This is a genomic window from Herpetosiphon sp. NSE202 (assembly GCF_042688385.1).
GTDB lineage: Bacteria > Chloroflexota > Chloroflexia > Chloroflexales > Herpetosiphonaceae > Herpetosiphon.
This window is the reverse complement of the sequence record NZ_JBHUPY010000017.1, coordinates 46,885-73,017: the sequence shown is the minus strand read 5'-3', so window position 1 is coordinate 73,017 and position 26,133 is coordinate 46,885. Positions and strand designations below refer to the sequence as shown.

Below are 26,133 nucleotides of genomic sequence, written 5' to 3'. Positions count from 1 at the left end.
CTATCGACAATCATTTTTTTGCTGTCGCTCACCTGTTCCAACACAGCGCCGGAACGGGTACAATAGAGCCAGCAAGATTGACATAGATCACGGTTTTTGACCGTCATGTAAGGACTAGATCAATGACTCACCCGCTGCTGATTGGGCTGAATGCCCAACAACAACGCGCAGTCCAAGCGATTCATGGGCCAGTGTTGGTGCTGGCTGGCCCAGGCTCAGGCAAGACCCGCGTGCTCACTCATCGTATTGCCTATTTGATTAATGAAGTTGGCGTGCGCCCCTATAACATTTTGGCGGTGACCTTTACCAACAAGGCTGCCCGCGAAATGCGCGAACGTCTTAGCAATTTAATTGGCGAAAGCCGCGCCCACGATGTGATGATGGGCACATTCCACTCGATTTGTGCCCGTTGGCTGCGGCGCGATATTCAGCACTTGCAACGCGCCAACGATTTCGTGGTCTACGATGCAGACGATCAGCAGCGGGTGATGAAGCAAATTTTGCGCGAATTGGATTTAAGCGAGAAGCAATATAATCCGCGTTCGATCCATGCCCGCATTTCTGCCGCCAAAAACGAATTAATTGGCGTAGCCGAATTTGCCCGCAGCGTCAGTAGCTATTTCGATGAAATTGTGCTGCGTTGTTATGAGCGCTACGAAAAACAATTATTCGCCAATAACGCGCTTGATTTTGATGATTTGCTGCTCAAAACGGTTAATTTGTTTGAATATCATCCCGATGTGCTGGCCCGTTACGCTGAGCGCTACGTCCATGTGATGGTCGATGAAGTACAAGATACCAATCGGGTGCAATTTTCGTTGGTCAATCACGTTGGCGCTGGCCACAACAACTACTTTTTAATTGGCGATATTCAGCAATCAATTTATGCCTGGCGTGGAGCACGCTTGGCAAATGTGCGCGAATTTGAAGAAGCGCATCCCGATGTGCAAATTATTCCCCTCGAGCAAAATTACCGCTCAACCCAACCAATTCTTGATGTGGCTCAATCGATTATCGATGCCGCCCATGATCGCCGCCATACCACCAAAATCTGGACTGATCAGCAAGATGGCGACTTGGTTGCGCTGGTCGAGGCCTACGATCACAACGAGGAAGCCCGCTGGGTTGCCGACGAAATTATGCGCATTCGCGGCCGCGATGGTCGTTCGCTCGACGATTTTGCTGTGATGTATCGCACCAATGCCCAATCGCGGGCCTTTGAAGAAGCGATGATTAGCCGCAGCTTACGCTACAAATTGGTCGGCGGCACGCGCTTCTACGAGCGCAAAGAAATTAAAGATATTGTGGCCTATCTGCGGATTATCCATAACCCGCACGACGAAGTTAGTTTGCTGCGGGTGATCAACGTGCCAGGCCGGAGCATTGGCGATCGCACGCAGCAAGAGTTGCTGCAATGGGCGCGCAATCTCGATATTTCCATTTGGGATGCACTTGAATTATTAGTAACCAACGAGGCCCAAAATCCCCCAATCGGTGGCCGGGCGCGCAACGCCGTCGAGCAATTTCAAAAATTGGTGGCTGGGCTACGCGATCTGCGCCACGATTTAATGCTTGGCGAACTGATTCAACGCTTGCTTGAACGCGTGCCATTCCAAGATCTCTTGGTAGCCGAGTATGGCGAGGAAGAAGGCGCTGAGCGCTGGGAAAATATTCTCGAATTGCAAAACGTCAGTATGGAATATTTGGCCTTGCCAACCGAAGATCAATTACCGCGCTTTTTAGAAGAAGTGGCCTTGGTCAGCGATGTTGATAGCCTTGACACCACCAAAGCCCGCGAACCAGGCGTGACCTTAATTACCTTGCATCAAGCCAAAGGCCTTGAGTATCCGGTGGTCTTTTTGGCTGGGCTAGAAGAAGGCCTGTTGCCGCACGGACGCTCGATTGACGACCCTGAGAGCATCGAAGAAGAACGCCGCTTGTTGTATGTTGGCACGACCCGCGCCAAACAACGGCTGTATATGCTCTATGCTTTCAAGCGCGCCACGTGGGGCCGCACCGATCTGACCATTCCTTCGCGCTTTTTGGGCGATATTCCCAAAGATTTGCTGCAACGCACGCCAACCCGTGAGGTCAAGCAAATGCCGGTGCATGCGGCGACCCAATGGCAAAGCAGCACGCCGCAACGCACGCGTGGAGCGCAACCAAGCAGCAGCAGCATGTGGAGTGGCGCAAGCGGCCCAGCCCGTCCCAAACGCCCAGAACGCGAGCCAAGCGCCGCCAGTTATAACGCTGGCGATAAAGTGCGCCATGCCAATTTTGGCGAGGGCGTTGTCGTCAGCAGTAAAATGGTTGGTGACGACGAAGAAGTCACAGTGGCTTTTCCAGGCAAAGGCGTGAAAAAGCTGCTCGCTGCCTTCGCCAAACTCGAACGAGTTTAGGAGGATGCGATGAATCAAGCAACATGGGATTCAGTTGATCAGTTTATTTCCGATTCGTTGGTGCAGGCTGATCCGATTCTGGAATCAGCCTTGCAAGCCAGTGCTGAGGCTGGCTTGCCACCAATTAATGTTGCGCCTAACCAAGGCAAATTGCTGCACATGTTTGCCATGATGTGTGGGGCGAAACGTATTTTAGAAATTGGCACGCTGGGCGGCTATAGCTCTATTTGGCTTGCTCGCGCCTTGCCTGCCGCTGGCAAATTGATCACGCTGGAATATGAGCCGCGTCATGCCGAGGTTGCCAAGGCCAATCTTGCCAAGGCTGGCTTGAGCGAAAAGGTCGAGGTGCGGGTTGGCGCAGCCTTAGCTAGCTTGGCTCAACTGGCGAATGAAGAGATTGAGCCATTCGATCTGATTTTTATTGATGCAGACAAGCCGAATAATCCCCATTATTTGGCTTGGGCGCTCAAATTTGCCCATGTTGGCACAGTGATTATTGGCGATAACGTGGTGCGGAATGGGGCAGTCACCAATCCAAACGATCCTGATCCAGCGATTCAAGGCACACGCCAATTATTTGCTGATTTGGCCTCAAATCCCAAGCTCACTGCTACTGCACTGCAAACCGTTGGCAGCAAAGGCTATGATGGCTTTGCAATTGCAATTGTGCAGCAGATCTAAAATTCTCTCACCCCCCAGCCCACACTCATTTGAAGGGTAGGGTTGCAGTGTGAGCAAATGTCCCCTCACCCCCCAGCCCCCTCTCCCACTGCACGCGGGCGAGGGGGAGCCGCCATTATTCAGCAACGAGTTGCAATAAAACCACAGCGTTAAAGCCCCTCGCCCATCGGATGGGCGAGGGGTTGGGGTGAGGGGACTCTACCCTCTCAATTCTTAAAAGCTACAAGAAATATCTATCACAAGCTTGATTAAGCATAGATAATGCCTATGTTAAACCAAGGGCCTCTCTAGTTGCAGGAACGGCAGGCGGCGAGTACCATAGTAGGCAGAGCTAGAAACGAGAAATTGTTCTAGACCCAGCATGTCCTGATGCTTGGGAATTAACGAATTAGTGCCTAGAGAGGTTGCGATGACGCACAAACGCCAAGATGATTTCGGAGCCAAAGCCACATTGACCGTCGGTGATCGGTCGTTGGTCTACTATCGGCTCAACAAACTCGAAGAAGATGGGATTGCCGCCGTCTCCAAGTTGCCATTCTCAATTAAAGTGTTGTTGGAAGCTATGCTGCGCAACAACGATGGTTTTGCCGTAACCAAACAAGATGTTGAGAATATGGCGCGCTGGAACGCCGCCAGCCCAGAAAAAATTGAAGTTCCGTTTAAACCAGCCCGCGTTATTTTGCAAGACTTCACCGGCGTTCCTGCCGTGGTCGACTTGGCTGCAATGCGCGCTGCAATGGCTCAACAAGGTGGCGATCCACAACGGATTAATCCATTGGTGCCTGTCGATTTGGTCATCGACCACTCGGTGCAAATCGATCAATTCGGCTCGAAAATGGCCTTATTCTTCAATGCCGAGCGCGAATTTGAACGCAACGCCGAACGCTATGAGTTTTTGAAATGGGGCCAACAAGCCTTCGATAACTTCAGCGTCGTGCCACCAGAAACTGGGATTGTCCACCAAGTCAACCTTGAATACTTGGCAAAAGTCGTCCAAGTGTTCACTGAAGAAGGCGAATTGGTCGCCTTGCCCGATTCATTGGTCGGGACCGACTCGCACACCACGATGATCAACGGCCTTGGTGTGGTTGGTTGGGGCGTTGGCGGGATCGAAGCTGAAGCAGTTATGCTTGGCCAACCAATCTACATGTTGTTGCCAGAAGTTATTGGCTTCAAAGTAACTGGCCAATTGCCCGAAGGCGCTACCGCGACCGACTTGGCCTTGACCGTGACTGAATTGCTGCGCAAAAAAGGTGTGGTCGGCAAATTCGTCGAATTCTACGGCCCTGGCGTAGCAAATATGGCCTTGTCAGACCGCGCAACGATTGCCAACATGGCTCCAGAATATGGCGCAACCATGGGCTTCTTCCCAGTTGACCAAGAAACAATTCACTTCTTGCGCAACACAGGCCGCTCTGATGAATTGGCCGATTTGGTCGAAGCCTACAGCAAAGCCCAAGGCTTGTTCCTCGATGCCAATTCGCCAGAAGCAGAATACACCGACACCGTGCACTTGGATCTTTCGACGATTGTGCCAAGCGTCGCTGGCCCAAAACGTCCCCAAGATCGGGTCGAATTGCCAAATACCAAGGCTTCGTTCCAAAAATCGTTGACAGCTCCCATTGCTGAACGTGGTTTTGCCTTGTCAACTGAGAAGGCCGAAAGCACCGCTACCGTGAAAAACAACGGCCACTCGGCCACGATTGGTCATGGCGCAGTCGTTATCGCTTCGATCACCAGCTGTACCAACACTTCGAACCCATCAGTTATGTTGGGTGCTGGCTTGTTGGCCAAAAAAGCCGTCGAAAAAGGCTTGACCGTTGCCCCATACGTCAAAACCAGTTTGGCCCCTGGCTCACGCGTGGTTTCAAGCTACCTCGAACAAGCCGAATTGATCGAGCCGCTCGAAGCGCTTGGCTTCCACATCGTTGGCTACGGTTGTACAACCTGTATTGGGAACAGCGGGCCGCTGCCAGAGCCAGTTGCCGCCGCCGTGCAAGAAGGCGAATTGGTTGCAGCCGCCGTTTTGAGCGGTAATCGCAACTTCGAAGGCCGGATCAATCCATTGGTCAAGGCTGCCTACTTGGCCTCGCCACCATTGGTTGTGGCCTACGCTTTGGCCGGTACGATGAACCTCGATTTGGCCACCGAGCCATTGGGCAACGACAAAGAAGGCAATCCGGTGTACTTGCGCGATATTTGGCCAAGCCAAAGCGAAATTCAAGAAACCGTGCGCAAAGCAATCAAGCCAGAAATGTTTACCCAACAATATGGCAATGTCTTTGCTGGCAGCGATGCTTGGAAACGCGTGCAAGCACCAACCGGCGACATTTATGCTTGGAGCAACGACTCAACCTATATCCAACACCCACCATTCTTCCAAGATTTGCAGCCAGAGCCAGCGCCAATCGGCGACATCAATGGCGCACGGGTTTTGGCCTTGTTGGGCGATTCGGTAACCACCGACCACATCTCGCCAGCAGGTTCAATCGCCAAAAACAGCCCAGCCGCTAAGTATCTGATTGATAATGGCGTTGATCCGCAAGATTTCAACTCGTATGGCGCACGCCGTGGCAACCACGAAGTGATGATGCGTGGCACCTTTGCCAACATTCGCCTGAAAAACTTGTTGTTGAATGGGGTTGAAGGCGGCTATACGCTCTACTTCCCAACCGGCGAACAACAATCAATCTACGATGCCTCGATGGCTTATCAAGCCAGCGGCACGCCGTTGGTGATTTTGGCTGGCAAGGAATATGGCACTGGTAGCTCACGCGACTGGGCCGCCAAAGGCACATACCTGTTGGGCGTGAAAGTCGTCATCGCCGAGAGCTACGAACGGATTCACCGCTCGAACTTGGTCGGCATGGGCGTGTTGCCATTGCAATATCGCGCTGGCGAATCGGCTGCGAGCCTTGGCTTGAAGGGCGACGAAACCTTCTCAGTCGAAGGCATCAACGACGATTTGCAAGCTCGCTCAGAGTTGACCGTTCGCGCCGTTCGCCCAGATGGCAGCGAATTGAGCTTCCAAGCTGTCGTGCGGATCGACACGCCAGTTGAAGTTGAATACTATAAGAATGGTGGGATTCTCCACACCGTTCTGCGCCAATTGGCCAAAACCGCCTAATAGCTAAACCTAACAATCCCCATGCTGCCCGAAAACAGCATGGGGATCGTTTTTCAACCAATGAAGTTAAATGTCCCCTCACCCCAACCCCTCTCCCACGGCGGCGGGCGAGGGGCTTTAATGTCGTGGTTCGTGCATGATTGGTGGTAAATATGGGTGCTCCCCCTCGCCCGCGTTCAGTGGGAGAGGGGGTTGGGGGTGAGGGAATGTGCTGCAGCAGACCAATCACTCAAAACCTACCCTTGAAAGAACCCCTCTCCCACGGCGGCGGGCGAGGAGCTTTAATGTCGTGGTTCGTGCATGATTGGTGGTAAACATGGGTGCTCCCCTCGCCCGCGTTCAGTGGGCGAGGGGGTTGAGGGGTGAGGGGATCTTAATCCTCTGCGTTAAATCTAGCCCCACAGCCCCAAAAACCTAGAGCCTAATCCTTCTTGGCTTTTGATTTTTGCCTTTTGACTTCTGATTTTATTTCATCCCTCATAATTCATACTTCATCCTTTTCTAGCCCGTATTTTTCAAGCCCGCCGCAATCCCATTGATGCTGAGCAAAATTGCATCTTCAAGGTCGTTGTGCTCAAGCCCATCGGGATCGGTGCGCAACCGCCGCAGCAGTTCGATTTGCACAAAACTTAATGGATCAACATAGGGGTTGCGCTGCTTAATCGAGTGCTGCAAGATTGGGTTGGTATCGAGCAGTTCGTTAATCTGGGCAACCTCGCAAATCCACTTAACCGTCAGTTCGTATTCAGCCTTGATCATGCCAAAGATTTCGTTGGCGAGGGCTTGGTCGGGCACAAGCAAGGCATATTGGGCCGCAATATCCATATCGGCCTTGGATAAAATCATTTGGGCGTTATCAAGCATCGTGCGAAAGAATGGCCAATCGTTATACATGCCTTGCAGCGTGGTCAAACCATTGGCATCTGCCTGAATTAAATGCTCCAAGGCACTGCCCAAGCCGTACCAACCAGGCAAGGTATGCCGACTTTGCATCCAACTGAACACCCACGGAATCGCCCGTAAATCTTCAATTCGATCGCTGGCTTTGCGGCTGGCTGGCCGTGAGCCAATATTCAAGCGGCTAATTTCGGTAATCGGCGTAGCATTGCGAAAATATTCCAAGAAATGTGGATGATCGTAGACCAAGCCACGATAGACTTTGCGCGAAACCTGCGCCAAGCTACTCATCGCTACCTGCCATTCTGGGCTGATATGGGCGATGCTCACGCCCAACGACGAGCGCAAAACGGCGTTGATAATCTGCTCCTGATGGCGATAGGCGGTTTCTGGCTCGGCGTAGCGGTCGCTAATGACCTCGCCTTGTTCAGTGATTTTGATCCGCCCGCCGACGGTGCCTGGTGGTTGGCCCAAAATTGCCCGATTGGCTGGCCCGCCACCGCGTCCAACCGCGCCGCCGCGACCATGGAACAAGCGCATTGCTACCCGATGGCGGAAACAGGTTTCGGCCAAGGCAACTTGGGCCAGATACAAGGCCCAGTGCGCATCAGCAAAACCACCATCTTTGTTGGAATCGCTGTAGCCCAACATAATTTCTTGCACATCGTTGCGCAACACCAAATGTTGGCGATAGGCTTCGCTCGAGAGCAATGTGTGCATAATCTCCGGCGCGGCGATCAAATCGGCTCCGGTTTCAAATAAGGGCACGATATTCAGCCAACTATGCTCGCCTGGCTGGTAAATGCCAGCTTCGCGGGCTAGCAACAGCACCGCCAAAATATCGCTTGGGCCTTCGGTCATCGAAATAATGTAAGTTTCGATCGCCTCTGCATTCAAATCGGAGAGCACAGCCCGAATTGTGCGGAAGGTTTCGATAATCTCCACCGTTTCGGCACTGTAATACAAGTGAGTTGGAATCAAAGGCCGATTATTGGCTAGCTCACGCTCCAAAATGGCAGTGCGTTCAGCTTGGCTGAGGCTAGCGTAATCGTCACAGATGCCTGCATATTCAAAAATTTCGCTCAGGGCGCTGGTGTGGCGGCTGCTATGTTGGCGAATATCGAGCGTGGCGGTGTGCAAACCAAACACTTTGGCCGCGCACTGCACATCGCGCAAAAAACCATCGGCGACCGAAGCCGCACCATTGGTGCGCAAACTATATTCCATGGTCGCCAAATCGTGGAGATATTCGTTGGCGTTGGCATACCAGGTGCCCTCTGCTGGGCGATGGCCGCCGCGTGCCCAATCTGGCTCGTAGCGCTCAACGTAGGCCAGCGTTGCATGCAGTTTGGCGTGAATATAGGAGCATTTTTGGCGATATGGCTCGTGCGGATTGCGCCGCTCCAGCACTTGCGCCAATTCGGGGAATAATGGCGCATCGTGAACTAAGGCTTGAGCCAATTCTTCGCTGATTGGCACTTGGCGCGACGATTGGCTTAAACGATGGCTCAAGCGCTCGACCGCGTGAATATGCTCGCGCAACGAACGGCCCATCAATAATTTAAGCGTTTCAACTGTGACCGATGGAATCACAAACGGATTGCCATCGCGATCACCGCCAACCCACGAGCCAAAACGCAAAAATGCTGGTAAATGCCAATCGTGTTCAGGATAGATGCGGCGTAACGATGCTTCGGTGTCACGATAGAGCTGCGGAATCATGTCAAACAATGATTCTTCAAAGTAATAGAGATTATTCTTCACTTCGTCGATCACAGTTGGTTTGATAATCCGCACTTCATCGCTTTGCCACAGCGCCACAATCTCCTCGCGAATCGATTCGAGCAAGCGTTCGCGTTGGCGTTGGAAGGTGGTTTCAGCAGTTAATTGGCGCGCTGCTTCGGCAATGCGATGATGTTTTTTGAGCGTCGTGCGCCGCTTGGCTTCAGTTGGATGCGCCGTAAAGACTGGCCGAATCTCGGCATGATCAAGCAAATCTTGAACTTGCTGAGCAGTAATGCCACGATCACGTAGCTCTTGCAAGGCCAATTCGACCGATTCTGAGCGCGGCGAATCGCCGTTTTGCCGGTCGCGTTCGGCCAGCACGCGCAAGCGTTCGACACTTTCGGCCAAGTTTACTAAACCAAAATAATGGGTAAAGGCTTTGATTAGCCCCATGAGTTGGGCGACTGGCAATTGGCCAACCAACTCGGTGAGCGCATGAGTCTCATGCAGTTTGCCATCGCTTCGGCGTTGCTTGGTGCGTTGGCGCACATCTTCTTCAAGCTCAAACGCTGACACCCCATCTTGGGCCACAATCACATCGCCAAGCACATTCCCCAAGGAATGGATTAGCATAGAAAGCGGCGTGCGGTCGGTTTCAGGTGTATACATCGCCACACTCCAAACCATAGCGGCACGCTGGCCGCAGCCTAATCACAATAGCGCCGCACCACCTGCATCAAATCGTCGATTGCGATTGGCTTTTCGAGATAGCCAACCGTATAGGGGAGCGGCGCAACTTCGTCGTATACATAGGTCGAAATCACCACCACCGGAATCGCGCTGAGGCTTGGCTCTGCTTGCAATGCTTGCAGAAATTCAGCTGACGACATATAGGGCAACACACGATCAAGCAATATCAGGCGCGGTGGTGGGCTGGATTGTAGGTATTTTAACCCATCAACGGCAGTTGTATAGGTTGCCACATGGTAGCCTTCATCGCGAATGATATGCGCAAGCATATCGCGCACCGTCGCACTATCTTCAATGATTACGATTTGGGCGCTCTGAGGCGTTGCTTTTAACATACTGGCGCTCCTTGCCATCCTACCCGAGTTTGCTGCAACTCAGAATGTCGACTAAATACGATATGATGTAGTAGTACAATACTGACTATACGATAGCATATTGCGGCGAGCGAGTTGTTGGCGTGAATAGCCGAGCGATGCAGCAAACATTGGTCTGTGATCGGTATCGGCCATAGTAGGCAGTTTAGAGGGGATTAAGGTACTTTAACCATTTCCCCCCAAAGTCGTGCTTGCGTGGGGTGATTTTTGGCCCCTATAATTAAGCTAGATGATTTTGCGAATTGAGCAATACTTGTTGCAACGGCAATATACGAAGGGATGTGAGGCATGCGATTTTTACTGGATGCGCGTTCGTATGACGAAATGAAAGCTCGAAATGATCATACACCCGACTGCTACGTGCGTCCGGGCGAATATTTGCATCATATGTATGTCGATGGCATCAAGTATGCCGTCGCGCGGGCTCTCTACGATTGCTTGAAGGAAGCGCGCGAGCAAAATGATTACGAAGCTACCCGCCACTTAAATATGCACAAACAACAGCTCGATGCCTTGGTCGCCGAAGCCCAAGCCAATGGCAAATTGAGCGGCGCACGGGTTTTAGGGGGGGATATACCCAACGACGATGGCTCAGCCCCATCGGGGAATAGCTATCACCCCAAAGTACCAACCACCATCGAAGAAACTGGCCTGAATCGAACGCAAATTCAGGACCAATTGCTGCGGGTCATTTATAATCGCTCGCGGGTCACCGGCATGGAGTTGGCCCAAGAAGTACGCTTATTCTATAGCGTGCTCGATCCGGTGATTACCCAAATGCGCAACTCGGAATATATTGATATTGCTGGCCAACGCGGCTTTGGCGATACCAACTATGAATATGTTTTGACTCCACGTGGCTCGCAGGCCGCTGAAGATGCCATGAAGAAAAGCAATTATAGCGGCCCAGCCCCTGTGCCATTTGAGCAGTTTCTCGAATCGGTCAAAGCTCAAACGATCAAAAATATGGTCATTACGCGGCGCAATATTCGCAAAGCATTTAGCGATTTGATTATCACCGACCAAGTGTTGAATGAAGTTGGGCCTGCGGTCAACTCTGGCGCGTCGATCTTCTTGTTTGGCTACCCTGGCAATGGCAAAACCAGTATCGCCGAGCGCATTACCCGCTTGATGGGCGATGATATTTTCGTGCCGTATGCGATTGATGCCGATGGCCAAATTATCAAGGTTTACGATAGCATCGTGCATACTTTGGTCGATAAAGATGTCAACGTCGGTACATCGGATTATGATTTGCGCTGGGCCAAAATCAAACGCCCGGTGGTGGTGGTTGGGGGCGAATTGACCCTCGAAGCGCTCGATTTGACCTTCAACGAAACTGGTCGCTTTTACGAAGCGCCATTCCAAATGAAGGCCAACGGCGGCATTTTCTTGATCGACGACTTTGGTCGCCAACAATGTCGCCCGATGGACTTGCTGAACCGCTGGATTGTGCCGCTCGAAAAACGCTACGATTATTTGACCACAATCACTGGCCAAAAAATCGAAGTTCCATTTGATGAGTTGCTGATCTTTTCGACCAACCTCGACCCCAGCCAAGTTGCTGACGAAGCCTTCTTGCGCCGGATTAAATTCAAAATCGAGGTCCGCGACCCCGATGAAGCCCAATGGCGGCAAATTTGGTCGTTGGTCTGTAAAGGCCGTAAGATCAACCTTGATCCCAAGGGCTTAGATTATTTGGTCGAAAAATGGTACAAGCCCGAAGAACGCCCCTTCCGCATGTGCCAACCACGCGATATTCTCGATCAGATGATTAGCATCGCCAAATATAATATGGAACAAGTGACCTTCAATCCCGATTTGATCGATGCTGCCTGTGGAACCTACTTTGTCAGCAAAGAAGCCAAAAACTTCGGTGCTAAAGTGCGCTTGGATTAATCAGATTCGCCAAATAAGCATCAAACAGCTTGGTGTGTTACCAAGCTGTTTGTATTTAATACTATTTTTTAGATTGACATGCGGCTTATACTTATAGATGAGGCAGAGTAGTGGAGGTTTAATGCAAAATCCCCTACCAGCCCATGATATAACATCTACTAACGTTGGGAGCGTTATCATGGCAGCAACATGGTTTGGTAAGCGGCAGATTGGCATTGGTTTTCTACTTATTGTTATCCTGCTTCAGCTATCATTAGCTCAAGCACAATCAAGCGTAGCTTCACTCAACAACACCCCGTTCACTTCCTCAGCTGAAAGCGAATTGCCCCCATTAGCATCACAACTCACCCAAACGAGCAGTTTAACCGCAACCAATCTGATTACTGGCACATGGTATACAGGCTATGACCGAAGTTTAGAGCTTCCTGGCTTTATTCGACGAATGTTTGTTGATGAACAAGATCGGTTATATATCTCGGGAGAATTTGACTCGATTGAGGGCGAAACAATTAAGCAATTTGCCTCATGGGATGGCGCAACGTGGCAAGATTATGGTCTTACCGATGATGATAAGATCGATATCAGAACGATTCAACTCTATCATGGCGAATTGGTTATTGGCGGTTCCTTTCGCCAAATTGGCGGCAGGACGATGAATAGCCTAGCACGCTGGGATGGTACGCAGTTTCAACCCTTTGGTAACGGCCTCATCCAAAGTCCAACGTCAATTGGCTATGTATTCGACTTAGCTGTGATCAGCGATAGTCTCCAGATTGGTGGCAATTTTACTTCCTTTGATAACGTTCCAGCCGAATCGTTTGCCTATTGGAATCCCACGAGCTATGGTCAAATAGCGAAGGTGATCGATCGGGTTGACGAGATTGCCTCAACTACCAATGCTACGATCGTGGCTGGCTATATAACCAGTATCAACGACATACCAATCAACCAATTGGCCCTTTTGCAAAACCAAACGTGGAGCCAATTGCCTATGCCTGCCGGTACAAGCACCATGAGGGGCCTTGAGGTGCTGAACAATACAATGTATCTGATGACCCCTGCGCCCAATCAATCAAGCCATACCATGGTTCACCAGTGGGCCAACAATACATGGATTAGCGACACCTCAGTTATTACTGAATCAATAAATGGATCGACGGTAGGCAATGGAACTCTGTACGCCGCTAATTATGTGGATTCCAAATCGATCTGGCAACGCAGCAACGATGGTTGGCATAAACTTAACCTTCCAGTTACTGTTAGAAGAATAAGCTCAATCGCAGGCAATAGCACCGGAGTGTATGTGGCGGGAAGTTTCATCATTAATGGGCAACCAAGTAACTTATTTCATTGGGATGGCCAGAATGTGACCAATATACCCCAGATTATGCGCCACGCTCCGATAAATGAAATTGGCGATCTCGCAGGCAAGCCGATTATCCAAGATAATAAACTTCAGCTATGGACTGAAAATCGCTGGAAAACCCTCTATTCAAGCAATTCGGGCCTGATAACAACCCCTGCAAAAACCTATTTAGTTCAGGGCTACTCAATCTCGCCAGTCCCGCCTATTCATAGTGCGATTTGGCACTTTCTGCCAAACGGAACCCTAACCACCTCGTTAGTACTCGCGGACGCTCCGAATCAGCTTAATTTTATTCATTTAACTTCACAAATGGGCCAAGTTTGGTTAGATACGCAACAAGCGCTCGCCAATAATCAAGAAATTAGCGGCGTATTTAAGGTTACTGACTCAGGCTTGCAAAAAATTACCAATACGCACTGTCGCGGCACGGTCTATGCCACTAACCGCCGGCTCTATTGTATTGTGTCGTACTACCCAACTACCCACAATGATATTTACTATTGGAATGGTCAATTCTGGCAGTTTCTCAGCAGCCATTACACGGTTGATTCTGAAAGGCCGCTTCAAGCAATTGCCTGGCGCGATCATCTCTATTTTATCCATGGCAATGAATTACGCCGGTATGATGATGGCCCAACAACGGTGATTGCGACGTTTGATGGAAAACTTCATCTGCTACGAGCTATTGGTACTCCCTATTTGTATGTTACTGGGCGCTTCACGCAGATCAATAATCAATCAATTGAGCGGATTGCGCGCTGGGATGGGAGCAACTGGCAAGGGTTTGCAACGGTGCCAAATGGCGATATTGAAACAATGGTCGTTACTAACGATGTTATCCATGTTAGCGGCAAGTTCACGCATGTTGGGCCGATCAGTTCGTTTGGCATTGCCAGCGTTGATCTTACGCCCTATACGATCTATCTACCATCGATCAATAAGTAAACCATGCCCTACCCGGTATAGGGCTAGTTCATCAACCTAGAAAGAGGAGTTTAAGATGAATATCTACCGCATTGGCGCAAGTATTGTTAAGTTGGTGTTGCTGATCATACTGGTTTGCGCTAGCAGTTTGGCAACCCAAGCCCAACAACCAAGGCTGCTTGATCAGCCTCCTGCTGAGCAACCACAATCCAGCGTAGCAGTTGATTCGATGGCCCCATTAACCGCAACCAATCTGATTACTGGCACATGGAATAGCAGCCTTAACAATCAGCTACAGGTTCCAGGCACAATCAAAAAACTCTATGTTGATGACCATGATCGGCTGTATGTGACGGGATCATTCAATTATCTGAATAATCAAGAATTCAATGGCCTTGCGTCGTGGGATGGCAATACCTGGCAAGGCTATGGCTTACAGCCTGATGATCGTGACACTATTTATGCCATGAACACCTACCATGATCAACTGATTGTTGGCGGTGAGTTTAAAACCTTGGCTGGGCAGCCACGCAATGGGATTGCTCGCTGGAATGGCACGGCCTTTGAGGGCTTTGGTAGCGGTTTTCAGGGAGTCAGCGCACCCTACGATTATTCAGAGCGGCCAAAAGTCTATGATCTTGATGTCGTCAGCGATACCTTGTATATCACTGGGAGTTTCACCAGTTTTAATCAATTAGCGGTTAACGCATTGCTGGCGTGGCAGCCAACCGGCTATCGTAAGGTTGCCGAGATTGAGGGAGGGCTGTATCAATTTTCAGCAACCAATTCCAAAATGCTGGTAACTGGTCGCTTCAGCTCGATTGGGAACATGGGTGCTGCCGATTTTGCGCTTTGGCAAGATGGAGCTTGGATGAATCCATGGGTGCCATCGTGGGCTCCGTGGGGCTCAGAAACCTTTGTCTTGAGCGATACCTTCTATACCCGTGGTTATGAAGTTTATTATCCTTTTTTTACTAGCATCTATCGTTGGGAGAATAATACGTGGGTTACTGATAGCAAGATCAGTGAAGGCTCAGCCATCGATTTAGTGCAATGGAATGGGCAACTGTTTAGTGTTTCCAATGCCAAGTTGTGGCAACGAACGAGTTTCGATTGGAGCGTAATCAATCTCCCAATCACTATCTATAAAATTGCCGATATGGCAGCAAGTAGTACCGGCATCTATCTGGCGGGCGAATTCGAGATCAACAATCAGCGGAGCCAATTGGTTTTTTGGGATGGCACAACGGTTCACGATGTGGCCAGCACCTTCAAACGCGAAACGATTCGGAGTATTGGGAATCTTCAGGGTCGGCCAATTATCATTTCTGGCGATCATAATACAATTCAGCGTTGGAATGGCATAGCGTGGCAATACTTTGGTCAGTTTGCATCTGACGACGAATTGATAACAATTGATAACGATAACACCTACCTAGCAGGATCATCCATTCGGCGCTTTGAGCCAAATAGTAACCTTACTACACTTTTTATACCTCTTATACCTCAAACATCACAGATTAATTGGACGGTCTCAGGGAGTGAATTAATAGGGAATATATACTCAGGCACAATTGACTATCAGACAACAAGTAACATAATTGCGATTAAAGGCAAGCAATGGCGACAATTGCTCAATCAAAATCCATCTAGTTATCCGCTACCTTATATATATGTTGTTGGTCAAAAAATTTATTCAATTGATAATTGGCAGTCAGGGATTACGCTTTCATTTTGGAATGGTACTGCTTGGCAGAAGCTCACAACTTTGCCATATCCTAATATATATATATATAGCTTAGTACCTCAAGCAGTAACGTGGCGGGGTAATTTATATTTTCTATATGAAAATGAGCTACGCCGTTTTGATAGTGGAAGCAACACATTGATCACGGTTGCACGTTTCGATGATGTACCGCTCGTATTACGTGCCACCCCTGAGCATATGTATGTTGCCGGGCGCTTTACCAAGATAAATAATCAAAGCATCGGGCACATGGCTCGTTGGAATGGATCAACCTGGCAAGGATTTGCTGATGCTCCTAATGGCACGGTTGAGAAGATGGCCGTTACGTCTCGCTATATCCATATTGGAGGCAACTTTACTCGGGTTGGCAATATTCCATCGCTTGGCATCGCCAGCGTAGACCTTGCAATCTATCGCCAATATATTCCGCAAGTTGGTAAATAAACCTATCAGCATAATTAACAATTGCTTCGCTATCAAGTAAGGCAGTTGTTAATTATGCTGTACTATAGCTGAATCAATCCTACCAACTATCTTCACGCTACAGTCACGGTAGGTCTCGGTTTATGGTTCTATTATGTAGTATGGAGACGGATTTACAATGGGGAAACTACGGATTCGTTTAGGGTTGATTGTTGCGATCCTTGGCCTCTACACTGGCAATTTACCCACCCAAGCCCGCCAATCAACAACGCTTGCTGATGATAGTAGTTATGAACAGCAGCTAGTTGCACATTCATTAAGCCAGATTGCCCCATTAACGACCAGCAGCGTGATTACTGGCACATGGAATACAACCCTCCAGAACAATCTGCAAATTCCAGGGACGATTAGCAAATTATACGTCGATGAAAACGATCGGCTGTATGTAACTGGTGGTTTCAAATATCTGAATGGTCAGCAATTCAATGGTCTCGCCTCGTGGAATGGCACTGCATGGCAAGGCTATGGCTTGCAGCCAAATGATGCTGGGGCCATTCGTGCCATGACAACCTACCACGATCAATTAATTGTTGGTGGTGGCTTTCGCCAATTTAGCGGCCAGACCATGAATGGCATCGCGCGCTGGAATGGTAGTGCCTTTGAAGCATTTGGCACTGGTTTTAGTGGCACCAGCGATTTCTATGATTATTCGAACATCGCCAAAGTGCATGATCTCGATGTGGTCAGCGATACCTTGTATGTTAGCGGCAATTTTTCACGCTTTAACGATTTAGTGGTTAATTCATTGCTGGCATGGCAACCAACTGGCTATCACAACGTTGCCAATATCGATAGCTCGCTCTATCAATTTGCGGCGACTGATGAGGCGGTTGTGGTTTCTGGCGAAGTGCTATCGATTGATAACACGGCAATTGATTATTTTGCGCTTTGGCAACAAGGCGTTTGGAACAACCTCCCAGTGCCTCAGTATATTTATCCTGCCCAAGAAACCCATGTTTTGAGCAATACCTTCTATATTCGCCAGCCAATCTACGATCAAGGCAGCAAAACCAAAATCTACCATTGGGATGCTAACAATTGGGTTGCTGATTCTTCGATTATCACTGGTTCGGCGCTTGATTTAGTGGAATGGAATAGCCAAGCCTATGCAGCAACAAATAGCCAACTTTGGCAACGTAGCAATGCTGGCTGGAACATTGTCAATCTGCCCATGGAGATTGCAGCGATTAGTGCAATTGAAGCTAGCAGCAACGGCATCTACCTTGCTGGCAATTTCACGCTCAATGGTCAAGCAAGCCAATTGGTCTTTTGGGATAGCACGAATCTCACCAATTTAGCCACCACCACCAACCAGCGTTGGGTTAATGATCTTGGCAATCTTCAAGGCTCGCCATTGGTGGGTTTTACGCAATTTCCCAAAACCAATCTGCAATTCTGGAATGGGAGTGCTTGGCAAAACTTGGGCAATGCATCCTATGATGCCCGCTTGTTAACCACCGATGCCCAGCATACCTACTTAGTTGCCAACAGCCCATTTACCACAACCTCTAGCGTTGCAAGTGTGATTTGGCAATATGAGCCAAATGGCAGCCTCACTGCGCCAGTCGTTCTCAAACCGCAATCAGTTACCTGGTCGATCTCAGGCACGCAAGTTTTGGCCAGCATGTACTCAGGCACGATCAATAGCCAACCAATTACTGGCGCGATCGCGATTGATGGCAACCACTGGCAGCAACTTGTCGATCAGTATAATTTTGGCCCAATCTATCCTGCCAATCAAAAATTGTATACTGTACGCTCTGAAGCCGATCGCGGTTCGTGGCTGGTGTATATTTCTGAGTGGAATGGCACAAGCTGGCAAGAAGTGACTGCGTGGCAGCAATTTGATAATCGCCCGAGTTTTGAAATTGTGGCTTGGCGCGATGGGCTGTATTTGCTCTACAAAAACGAATTACGCCGCTTCGATTTTGCCAGCCAAGAGCTGGTTACGCTGGCAACCTTCAACGATGTGCCCAGAGTTTTGCGCAGCGTTGGTGACGACTATTTGTATGTCGCAGGCGAATTTAGCAAGGTCGATGAGCAAACAGTTGGCCCAATTGCCCGCTGGAATGGCACAAATTGGCAAGGCTTTGAGCATGTACCCAATGGCGCAATCTATGAACTAGCAACAACCGCCGAGAATGTGCATATTGCAGGCAACTTTACCCACGTTGGCACAATGCCATCATTGGGCATCGCCAGCTTTGCAATTGATGAGGTTCCTGCAAGCCCAAGCTATCGCCAATTTATCCCTCAAGCAAGCAAATAAGCTTAAAAGGGGACTCAGCCAGCTTGCAGCAAACCAAGCTGGTTGAGCGCCCGCAATCGGAATGAGATTTAGCAGATGAATGAGGAGCCTTAGATGCAGAAGCGCCGAACGATTCAGCTACGCTTAGGATTCTGGTTGGTTTTGCTTGGCTTATGCTTAAGCAGCTTAACGATTCATGCCCAAAGTATCCCCAACAAGCCTGATGCTCAGCAATCATTAAATCCCAGCAATCTTATTAATGGCACATGGGATACTTCATTGCACAATAGCTTGGCAATCCCTGGCACAATTAGCAACTTGCACCTCGATGCCAATAATCGCTTATATATGGCCGGAAATTTCAATTATCTGAATGGTGAGTTAGTTAATGGCTTAGCCTCGTGGGATGGCACAAGCTGGCAAGGTTATGGGCTACAAGCCAATGATGTCGATACGATCAATGCTGTATTTTGCTGGCGATTTTTTGCTGAACGACAATCGATTTCAGTTGATCTATTGGAATGGCGTGGATAGTATTCCCTTGGCTTATACCAAGGTTCATTCGCCAATTTATGCTATTACTGGGGTTCAAGGTGCACCGATTATCAGTCATGATCTACCAAATACGATTAAATTCTGGACTGGTTGGCACTGGGAAAACCGCCGCTTGTTGGATGCTTCAGCGCAATTGTTGACCACCAGCAACGATCATGCCTATCTGGTCAGTGAATTCCCCTTCTTTGGCAGCCATGCCTCAAGCACAATCGCCGAATTCGACCGGAGCGGAAATCTTAGTTCGACCCTTGGCTTAACTGGTTCGCCGATGACATGGACGCTTTTGGGTACGCATTTGTTAGCAAGCTCCGATTGGACTAGAATCGATACCCAACCGATCAGCACTATAGTGGCGATTGATCAGGCTGCATGGCGTGATACTGGCCTCAAGCCGCACCCTGGAAAGCTCTATTTTTCCAATAATCAGGTCTATGCAATCCTGATTGTGCAAAATCATGATTGGTGGGAAGTGAATATTGATCGTTGGAATGGCACAAATTGGCAGGATGTTACTGGGCTGCATATTCAAAGCAATGGCTCGCTACCGCAATTTGTAGTCTGGCAAAACCAGCTCTATTTCACCAAAGGCAATACAGTGCATCGGCTCGAAGGCACAACCAGCCACATAGTATTTGAGTTCGATGGCGCGCCACTGCAACTAGTTAATATCAACGATCGCTATTTGTATATTGGCGGAGCCTTCAACAAGGTTGGCTCGCAAGCCTTGGGCAGCCTTGTACGCTGGAATGGATTTTTTTGGCAAGCCCCGCAGCAAGCGCCCAATGGTGCGGTCGAACGGCTGGCGGCCAGCGAAAAATATCTGTATCTGAGTGGTAAATTTACCCATGTTGGGTCTAGCCCAAGTTTAGGCATCGCTAGTTTTAGCTTGGCTAGCGAGCCAGAACCAATATTCTATCGGAGTTTTATTCCACAGGTTAACAAATAAGCGTTGACTAGCCGCCCATGCCCGTTTAATCATAAATGGGCGTGGGCTAGCCGCGCTCAAGCCTCGTTAAGCTGTTGGCGAATGTGAAGCAGATACTTGGTGAGCCAATCGTGCTCAGCCCGAATCATAGTTTCGGTATAATCAAACAGGCCTTGGATATGCCAAACTTCGGTTGGCGCTTCGGCGCGGCGTTGCTGGACGCGCTCAATTTGCGCTCGCAATTCAGCGCAATAGTGCTCTAAGGCGTTGATAATATCGTTCAGATCAAGCAATGGAAAATTGGCCATGGCCAAGAGCAATGACGAATAGCGTTGTTGGGGCATGCTCAACATTGCTTGCAAACTCTCTTGCAATGCAGCCCTGCCACTTGGTAGAATGTTATAGACCATTCGTGAAGGCCGCCCATCGCCTTGTGAGGTTTCGCCCGCCACCAATTGGGCTTGCTCAAGCTTTTTGAGCAAATAATAAATCGACGAAAACGCTATTTCCGTCCATAAGCGCATCCCCCGCGCCTGAATAATTTGTTCGAGCTCATAGCCATAGCGTGGCTGCTCTGCCAACAAGCTTAAAATCGCCGCTTCAGCCTGAGTCAACTTTTTCATAGCACATATATCCTAGTAATAGAATAATCTACTTCTAGAGTATTAAACTATCATGGTCTTGTCAAGGTGAATTCATGGGGGAAGCTTTGGAAGGATGAGGGATGAAGGAAAATCAGAAGTCAAAAGGCAAAAATCAAAAAAGGATCAGGCTATGGGCTATCGGCTTTGGGCTATGGGCTATCGGAGATTAATTGGTAATACCAAAAGTTGATCCAAAAGCCGATAGCCTCTAGCTGTATTGGTTCATTGGATTAACGACGGCCTGATCCCCTCACCCCAACCCCTCTCCCACGTGGCGGACGAGGGGCTTTAATCCCGTGGTTTTTGCACAATTTGTCGGTAAAAACCAGTGCTCCCCTCGCCCGCGTTCAGTGGGAGAGGGGCTGGGGGTGAGGGATCAGGAGAAACATTATCCCAAAAATCTGTGCAATTCGTGGCTAAAAAACGCGCTCTTCGATCTCAGCTCCCTATGTTCTATGCTCTATGTTCTTCGTCTAGGGTAAATCGCGATTCGCCAATACCAATACCTGCTCGGTCAAATCTGCAAGCCGCGAGTCGATTGTCTCTGGGCGAATGCTGAGATCGTCGCGAAGATAATTAATTTGATCGTTGAGACCTTGGATAGCAGCACGGACTTCATCGCTGACCAGTGGAAAGGCTGCATCTAAATCGGCTTGGGCCAAATCGAGTTGGGCTTCGACATTGCCAGTTTGCAGGTTGCTATGGGCGATGCGGGCATTTTGAATGCGGATAGTGGCGCGTAGCAAATGCAAACTTCCAGCAGTAAACTCCAAATCGCGGCGCAGAGTTACCAATTCCAAGGAAATTGTGTCTTCAGGAAAAACGATAATCGTGGGTGTGGCGGGCATTGGGGATGGCGCGGGGGCGGGCAGCACCTCGGTGGCAGCGGCCTTGAGCACAGTTGGGGTAACAATTTGAATGACTGGTTGTTGGGCGGGAGGATCTGGTTGCAGGGCGAGGGCAACTAAGCCGCCTAGGAAGGCGGCCAGCAGCAAAGGCAACGTCGCCCGCAACACAGCGACAAGTTGTTGCTGAGAGGGGCGACGTAGCATAACTTACTTTTGTTGCTCCATTTGGTTGGCCAACAGCAAGGCCGAGGCAACTTCGCGCATCGACTTGCGGGTATTCATGCTCAATTGCTGAATCTTGCGGAAGGCCTCAGATTCTTTCAGCCCTTGAGAATCCATCAACATGCCCTTGGCACGTTCGATAATCTTGCGAGTTTCGAGCGTTTCCTTCAGGTCGCCGACTTGTTGTTCGAGGGTCAGGAACTCTTCAAAACGGGCGCGGGCAATTTCGAGTGCTGGCATCAAATCGCTATCGCGAAAGGGCTTGCTGAGATACCCCACAACACCAGCGTCGCGGGCGCGCTCGACCAACTCTTTGTCGCTGTGGGCAGTCAAGAGCAAGACCGGGGCAATTTTCTCTTCAGTCAGCACTTTGGCTGCCTGGATACCATCCAGTTTGGGCATTTTGATGTCCATCACCACTACGTCTGGGCGTAGTTCGCGGGCAAGGTTGATAACGCTCACGCCATCACCAGCTTCCCCAACGACAAGATAGCCGAGGCCAACTAACGTTTCACGCAGATTCATGCGAATCAGCGATTCGTCATCGGCGATGACAATGCGTGTCTGTGGCATACGGTTTCCTCCGGGTGCATAATCGGTCATCGTAGCTTCGATGAATGTACGCAAGTATAGCATGCTGCGCTATTCGCGGCAAGCAACCATAATGAGTAAATTGGCCTATCTAATGGGCTAAAATGTTCCACAGCGCATACTGCTTATGGTATAATCGGGGGTAACGATTGTAGCTTCGCTAGGATTAAGGAGCGTGCAATGCAAAAAATCGAGTTCATTGCTGAGGTCGCTGAACGCACCGGCATTTCTAAAAAAGAGGCACGCCGCGTTGTCGATGCTATGTTGGATGTGGTCAGCGAGCGCTTGCAAGCTGGTGAAAAAGTTGTCCTGACTGGGTTCGGTACCTTTGAAGTTCGCGAGCGCCAAGCTCGCCAAGGGGTCAACCCAAAAACGCGCGAACGGATGACAATCGAAGCTACGAAAACGCCTGGTTTCTCGGCCAGTAATAGCTTGAAACTGTTGGTTCGCCAAGGCAAGTCTGAGTAGCTCACAGCGTAGCCGATGTTGCTTTGAGCGACCGCCAATTGCTTGCGGTCGCTTTCTTGTGTTATAACCCTAGGGTGATAATGTTTTCACGATTCTTTAGTCGAAAGGGGTCTCACGTGGCCGCAAAACAATGGAAGTCAGCGCCAGCGATGTCGATTGACACCACGAAACACTATGTCGTCACTATGGAAACAACCAAAGGGAACATCACCATCGAGTTGTATCCAGAATATGCACCCAAAACGGTCAATAACTTTGTGTTTTTGATTAACGAAGGGTTCTACGATGGCGTGGTCTTTCACCGCGTGATCTCAAACTTTATGGTTCAAGGTGGCGATCCAACTGGCACCGGCACCGGTGGCCCAGGCTACCGCTTTGAAGATGAGTTCAAAGGCAATCCACTCAAGCACGAAACCGGCGTGCTTTCAATGGCCAATGCCGGCCCAGGCACCAATGGCTCACAATTCTTCATCACCCACGGACCACAACCTCACCTCGATGGCCGCCATACCGTGTTTGGCAAGGTCACCGAAGGTCAGGATGTGGTCAACGCCATTCGCCAAGGCGATAGCATGACCAAAGTAACCGTCAGCTAAATTGGGCTTTGGCTCAGCCCCTTGTTCTCAGCAGAACGAGGGGTTTTTGTTTTTAACCACGAAGAACACGAAGTACCACAAAGATTAATTTAGCGATCCTTCGCGATCTTCGTGGTTACCAAGTAATTAGGAGTGTATGATGAGCGAAGCAACGCCGATTCCGATGACAATTTTGACTGGCTTTTTGGGCGCAGGCAAAACGACCCTGCTCAACCACTTGCTAACCACCCAGCATGGCCTCAAAATCGCGGTGCTGGTCAACGATTTTGGCGCAATCAACATCGATGCCCAATTGGTCGTTGGGGTTGAGGCTAACGAAATTGTGAATTTGGCGAATGGCTGTATTTGCTGCACCATTCGCGAGGATTTGCTGACCACCACCCTCGAATTGCTCAACCGCCCCGATCGTCCAGATTATATTATCGTCGAGGCCAGCGGGGTTTCCGACCCTGTTTCAGTTGCCTTAACCTTCCGCTTGCCAGCTTTACGCTCATTAATTAGCCTTGATGCAATTGTGGCGGTCGTCGATGCAGAGCGCATTCAGGAACAGCGCCAGCAAATCGTCCAAGTCGGCGATCAAATTACCGCCGCCGATATTATAGTGGTCAACAAAATCGATTTAATTGATCCTGCCCAACAGCAACGAGTAATTAATTGGATTCAAGCAATCGTGCCGCGCGCCCGCATCTTGACTGCTGAATATGGCGTTGTGCCAATCGATCTGCTGCTCGGCATTGGCCAATATCGCATCGATCTGCTGGCTGATCGTCATGAATTTGGGCAGCATCACGACCAAGATTGGCAAACGTGGCATTACCAAACCACCCAACCGTTTACGATGAGTAGCTTGCAACATGCCTTTCAACAACTGCCAAGCTCAATTTTTCGCGCCAAAGGCATCGTCTATTTGGCCGAAGCTCCTGAGCGCCAAGCAATTGTGCAATTAGCAGGCAAACGCGCTAGTTTGCAGCTCGGCGAGCCATGGGGCGCAACCCCGCCGCACAGCAAAATTGTGATTATTGGCCAGAGCCAGAGCTTTGATTCAGCCCAATTAACTGCCCAATTTGATGCCTGCCTGGCGCAGACCACCCACGAACTGCGCGAAGAAATTCTGACTGTGGCCGAATGGCGACGTAAGTATCAAAACCAATAATTTTAAACTAATCAATTTAGTCTTGACAAACAATCTCAAAACTAATATCATTAGCTTTATAAACTAATCGAATTAGTCTTGAGGTCGGTTATGAAAACAGCGAGTTTGGCGAAGCAATTATTACATGCTGAAGGCTTGGGTTTATTATTGATTGCGATATTGGGCTATGCCTGGCAAGGTTTTAGTTGGTGGCAATTTGGCCTCGCCTTATTTGTGCCCGATCTGGCGATGTTGGGCTATCTGTTGGGGCCAAAAGTCGGCAGTATTTGCTACAATCTTGCTCATGTTACGCTTGTGCCATTGAGCTTTTTGGCGCTTGGGGTGAGCAACAATTGGTCATTAGGGCTACAAATTGGCTTGATCTGGTTGGCACATATTGGGCTTGATCGCATGTTTGGCTATGGGCTAAAATACCCAACTCAGTTCAAAGATACCCATTTGGGGCGTGTTTAGAGGAAGTTGTATGGCCTATCCTGCTCAGACCGATTATCCAACAATTATTGCTACTGCTCAACGGTTAATTGAACGCGATGGGGTTGAGCAATTGGCTTTAGCTGGCTTAGCAAGCGAGTTGGGCATCAAAGCGCCATCGTTATATCGCTATGTTGCCAATAAAACCGCTTTGCTCAAAGGCGTTGTGACAATCACGATTCAGCAATTGTTTGAGACCTATAGTCAGGCCTTGAATACCAGTGCAGACGATCCACAAAGCCAAATGCTCGCAATTTGCCATGGCCATCGCCAATTTGCTCATGCCCAACCGAAAAATTATGCTCTGGCCTTTACCGCTGCCAGCGCCGAACAACGAGCCGATTCGACGAGCTTGGTCGAAATGGTATTACCAGTGCAGGCAATCATGGCCCAAATTAGTGGCCAACAGCATTCGCTGAGCGCTTTGCGCGGCATGCTGGGGCTGATTCATGGCTTTGTCTTGCTCGAACTCAATCAACAGCTCCAACGTGGCGGCGACTTAAGCGCAGCCTTTGATTTTGCAGTGCGCAGCTATTTGGCTGGTGTTGCCCAGCTTCAAACTGATTAAAGCAGATTTAGCAAAACGATGAGTACGGTAATTAAACAAAATAAGATGATAAAGAGCTTGAGATTGCCATGAAATGCCTCCATATTGAAAGGCTTGCTAGGATAACCCTCATGCGCTCTGCGGTTGCGAGGCCGATTGCGCTCTAGATCCTGCTCAGTTAATTGAATCTCACTGGCCTTAACACGATCACGTTTCAAATAGGCTCCGATTTCATCCATCGAAACCTGCTCAGAAAGCTGTTGCGCCACATCAGCCAAGGCTTCTGGCTCACGTTCAGGAGCCAAATTACGCTCTGGCGGTGGCTGATGCTTTGGTGTTGGCCGTGGATTGATCATTGGATGTAAATCAGCGCGCAGCGAACGAATTTCACTGCGTAAAGCCTGAACTTCTTCTTCTAAACTTGCAATCCGTTTTCGGGCATCAATATCAAGCATACAAAAAAACCTTTCTATCTAATACCATCAGACCACGG

20 protein-coding genes are annotated in these 26,133 nt (G+C 49.5%); 14 read left to right on the top strand and 6 right to left on the bottom strand.

What is annotated here, in order from left to right:
• Nucleotides 1–122 precede the first annotated feature (122 nt).
• From ACFMKP_RS19695 to acnA, 3 genes are all read left to right on the top strand, one after another.
• Nucleotides 123–2,399, top strand: a complete 2,277-nt coding sequence (locus tag ACFMKP_RS19695) for an ATP-dependent helicase (RefSeq protein ID WP_382294327.1) — start codon at nt 123–125, stop codon at nt 2,397–2,399.
• A 9-nt stretch (nt 2,400–2,408) separates the two neighbouring features.
• A complete protein-coding gene (locus ACFMKP_RS19690) occupies nt 2,409–3,080 on the top strand; it encodes an O-methyltransferase (RefSeq protein ID WP_382294325.1) in 672 nt (223 codons plus the stop codon).
• Between the two features lie 409 nt (nt 3,081–3,489).
• Entirely contained in the window at nt 3,490–6,207 is a 2,718-nt protein-coding gene (gene acnA, locus ACFMKP_RS19685; RefSeq protein ID WP_382294323.1) for an aconitate hydratase AcnA, read from the top strand.
• A gap of 501 nt (nt 6,208–6,708) precedes the next feature.
• Here acnA and ppc read toward each other — a convergent pair.
• Complete coding sequence (gene ppc, locus ACFMKP_RS19680; protein ID WP_382294321.1) at nt 6,709–9,498, bottom strand: phosphoenolpyruvate carboxylase; 2,790 nt, start codon at nt 9,496–9,498, stop codon at nt 6,709–6,711.
• Between the two features lie 38 nt (nt 9,499–9,536).
• Nucleotides 9,537–9,914, bottom strand: a complete 378-nt coding sequence (locus ACFMKP_RS19675) for a two-component system response regulator (RefSeq protein ID WP_382294319.1) — start codon at nt 9,912–9,914, stop codon at nt 9,537–9,539.
• 327 nt (nt 9,915–10,241) lie between these two features.
• Between ACFMKP_RS19675 and ACFMKP_RS19670 the strand changes: the two genes are divergently transcribed.
• The 6 genes from ACFMKP_RS19670 to ACFMKP_RS19645 all read left to right on the top strand — a co-directional run bounded on the left by ACFMKP_RS19670 (nt 10,242) and on the right by ACFMKP_RS19645 (nt 20,121).
• On the top strand, nt 10,242–11,852 hold the full coding sequence (locus tag ACFMKP_RS19670; RefSeq protein ID WP_204755035.1) for an ATP-binding protein: 1,611 nt from the start codon (nt 10,242–10,244) through the stop codon (nt 11,850–11,852).
• A 178-nt stretch (nt 11,853–12,030) separates the two neighbouring features.
• The gene (locus ACFMKP_RS19665) at nt 12,031–14,163 is read left to right on the top strand and encodes a hypothetical protein (RefSeq protein WP_382294317.1); all 2,133 of its coding nucleotides are present in this window, start codon (nt 12,031–12,033) and stop codon (nt 14,161–14,163) included.
• Between the two features lie 55 nt (nt 14,164–14,218).
• Nucleotides 14,219–16,333 (top strand): hypothetical protein, encoded by a 2,115-nt coding sequence (locus ACFMKP_RS19660; protein WP_382294315.1) that lies wholly within the window; start codon nt 14,219–14,221, stop codon nt 16,331–16,333.
• Nucleotides 16,334–16,490: 157 nt separating this feature from the next.
• Complete coding sequence (locus tag ACFMKP_RS19655) at nt 16,491–18,641, top strand: hypothetical protein (protein ID WP_382294313.1); 2,151 nt, start codon at nt 16,491–16,493, stop codon at nt 18,639–18,641.
• Between the two features lie 93 nt (nt 18,642–18,734).
• A complete protein-coding gene (locus tag ACFMKP_RS19650) occupies nt 18,735–19,154 on the top strand; it encodes a hypothetical protein (protein ID WP_382294311.1) in 420 nt (139 codons plus the stop codon).
• Nucleotides 19,081–20,121 (top strand): hypothetical protein, encoded by a 1,041-nt coding sequence (locus ACFMKP_RS19645; RefSeq protein ID WP_382294309.1) that lies wholly within the window; start codon nt 19,081–19,083, stop codon nt 20,119–20,121. Before ACFMKP_RS19650 ends, ACFMKP_RS19645 begins: the two co-directional genes overlap by 74 nt.
• A 56-nt stretch (nt 20,122–20,177) precedes the next feature.
• On the opposite strand, the gene ACFMKP_RS19640 is transcribed toward ACFMKP_RS19645, so the two are convergent.
• The 3 genes from ACFMKP_RS19640 to ACFMKP_RS19630 all read right to left on the bottom strand — a co-directional run bounded on the left by ACFMKP_RS19640 (nt 20,178) and on the right by ACFMKP_RS19630 (nt 22,387).
• Entirely contained in the window at nt 20,178–20,723 is a 546-nt protein-coding gene (locus tag ACFMKP_RS19640; RefSeq protein ID WP_382294307.1) for a PadR family transcriptional regulator, read from the bottom strand.
• A 494-nt stretch (nt 20,724–21,217) separates the two neighbouring features.
• Nucleotides 21,218–21,796 carry a hypothetical protein gene (locus tag ACFMKP_RS19635; protein WP_382294305.1) on the bottom strand — a complete coding sequence of 193 codons (579 nt, stop codon included), beginning with the start codon at nt 21,794–21,796 and terminating at the stop codon, nt 21,218–21,220.
• 3 nt (nt 21,797–21,799) lie between these two features.
• The gene (locus tag ACFMKP_RS19630; protein WP_012191727.1) at nt 21,800–22,387 is read right to left on the bottom strand and encodes an ANTAR domain-containing response regulator; all 588 of its coding nucleotides are present in this window, start codon (nt 22,385–22,387) and stop codon (nt 21,800–21,802) included.
• Between the two features lie 198 nt (nt 22,388–22,585).
• Here ACFMKP_RS19630 and ACFMKP_RS19625 point away from each other — a divergent pair, with 198 nt between their 5' ends.
• The 5 genes from ACFMKP_RS19625 (at nt 22,586) to ACFMKP_RS19605 (ending at nt 25,661) form a co-directional block, all read left to right on the top strand.
• Nucleotides 22,586–22,873, top strand: a complete 288-nt coding sequence (locus tag ACFMKP_RS19625; RefSeq protein ID WP_054535488.1) for an HU family DNA-binding protein — start codon at nt 22,586–22,588, stop codon at nt 22,871–22,873.
• Between the two features lie 149 nt (nt 22,874–23,022).
• The gene (locus tag ACFMKP_RS19620) at nt 23,023–23,469 is read left to right on the top strand and encodes a peptidylprolyl isomerase (RefSeq protein WP_382294578.1); all 447 of its coding nucleotides are present in this window, start codon (nt 23,023–23,025) and stop codon (nt 23,467–23,469) included.
• Between the two features lie 136 nt (nt 23,470–23,605).
• A complete protein-coding gene (locus tag ACFMKP_RS19615; protein WP_382294302.1) occupies nt 23,606–24,622 on the top strand; it encodes a CobW family GTP-binding protein in 1,017 nt (338 codons plus the stop codon).
• A gap of 90 nt (nt 24,623–24,712) precedes the next feature.
• Nucleotides 24,713–25,075 (top strand): DUF4260 domain-containing protein, encoded by a 363-nt coding sequence (locus tag ACFMKP_RS19610; RefSeq protein ID WP_382294300.1) that lies wholly within the window; start codon nt 24,713–24,715, stop codon nt 25,073–25,075.
• 10 nt (nt 25,076–25,085) lie between these two features.
• Nucleotides 25,086–25,661, top strand: coding sequence for a TetR/AcrR family transcriptional regulator (locus ACFMKP_RS19605; RefSeq protein WP_382294298.1), 576 nt, complete (start codon nt 25,086–25,088; stop codon nt 25,659–25,661).
• Here ACFMKP_RS19605 and ACFMKP_RS19600 read toward each other — a convergent pair.
• Nucleotides 25,658–26,095, bottom strand: a complete 438-nt coding sequence (locus ACFMKP_RS19600) for a hypothetical protein (RefSeq protein ID WP_382294296.1) — start codon at nt 26,093–26,095, stop codon at nt 25,658–25,660. The genes ACFMKP_RS19605 and ACFMKP_RS19600 overlap by 4 nt on opposite strands.
• Nucleotides 26,096–26,133 lie beyond the last annotated feature (38 nt).

Coding starts and splice junctions, on each gene's coding strand:
- ACFMKP_RS19600 (WP_382294296.1), bottom strand. CDS start 26,095: ATGCTTGATATTGATGCCCGAAAACGGATTGCAAGTTTAGAAGAAGAA.
- ACFMKP_RS19615 (WP_382294302.1), top strand. CDS start 23,606: ATGATGAGCGAAGCAACGCCGATTCCGATGACAATTTTGACTGGCTTT.
- ACFMKP_RS19670 (WP_204755035.1), top strand. CDS start 10,242: ATGCGATTTTTACTGGATGCGCGTTCGTATGACGAAATGAAAGCTCGA.
- ACFMKP_RS19650 (WP_382294311.1), top strand. CDS start 18,735: ATGCAGAAGCGCCGAACGATTCAGCTACGCTTAGGATTCTGGTTGGTT.
- ppc (WP_382294321.1), bottom strand. CDS start 9,498: ATGTATACACCTGAAACCGACCGCACGCCGCTTTCTATGCTAATCCAT.
- ACFMKP_RS19660 (WP_382294315.1), top strand. CDS start 14,219: ATGAATATCTACCGCATTGGCGCAAGTATTGTTAAGTTGGTGTTGCTG.
- ACFMKP_RS19635 (WP_382294305.1), bottom strand. CDS start 21,796: ATGCTACGTCGCCCCTCTCAGCAACAACTTGTCGCTGTGTTGCGGGCG.
- ACFMKP_RS19645 (WP_382294309.1), top strand. CDS start 19,081: ATGCTGTATTTTGCTGGCGATTTTTTGCTGAACGACAATCGATTTCAG.
- ACFMKP_RS19675 (WP_382294319.1), bottom strand. CDS start 9,914: ATGTTAAAAGCAACGCCTCAGAGCGCCCAAATCGTAATCATTGAAGAT.
- ACFMKP_RS19605 (WP_382294298.1), top strand. CDS start 25,086: ATGGCCTATCCTGCTCAGACCGATTATCCAACAATTATTGCTACTGCT.
- ACFMKP_RS19610 (WP_382294300.1), top strand. CDS start 24,713: ATGAAAACAGCGAGTTTGGCGAAGCAATTATTACATGCTGAAGGCTTG.
- ACFMKP_RS19695 (WP_382294327.1), top strand. CDS start 123: ATGACTCACCCGCTGCTGATTGGGCTGAATGCCCAACAACAACGCGCA.
- ACFMKP_RS19620 (WP_382294578.1), top strand. CDS start 23,023: ATGTCGATTGACACCACGAAACACTATGTCGTCACTATGGAAACAACC.
- ACFMKP_RS19665 (WP_382294317.1), top strand. CDS start 12,031: ATGGCAGCAACATGGTTTGGTAAGCGGCAGATTGGCATTGGTTTTCTA.
- ACFMKP_RS19655 (WP_382294313.1), top strand. CDS start 16,491: ATGGGGAAACTACGGATTCGTTTAGGGTTGATTGTTGCGATCCTTGGC.
- ACFMKP_RS19630 (WP_012191727.1), bottom strand. CDS start 22,387: ATGCCACAGACACGCATTGTCATCGCCGATGACGAATCGCTGATTCGC.
- ACFMKP_RS19625 (WP_054535488.1), top strand. CDS start 22,586: ATGCAAAAAATCGAGTTCATTGCTGAGGTCGCTGAACGCACCGGCATT.
- ACFMKP_RS19690 (WP_382294325.1), top strand. CDS start 2,409: ATGAATCAAGCAACATGGGATTCAGTTGATCAGTTTATTTCCGATTCG.
- ACFMKP_RS19640 (WP_382294307.1), bottom strand. CDS start 20,723: ATGAAAAAGTTGACTCAGGCTGAAGCGGCGATTTTAAGCTTGTTGGCA.
- acnA (WP_382294323.1), top strand. CDS start 3,490: ATGACGCACAAACGCCAAGATGATTTCGGAGCCAAAGCCACATTGACC.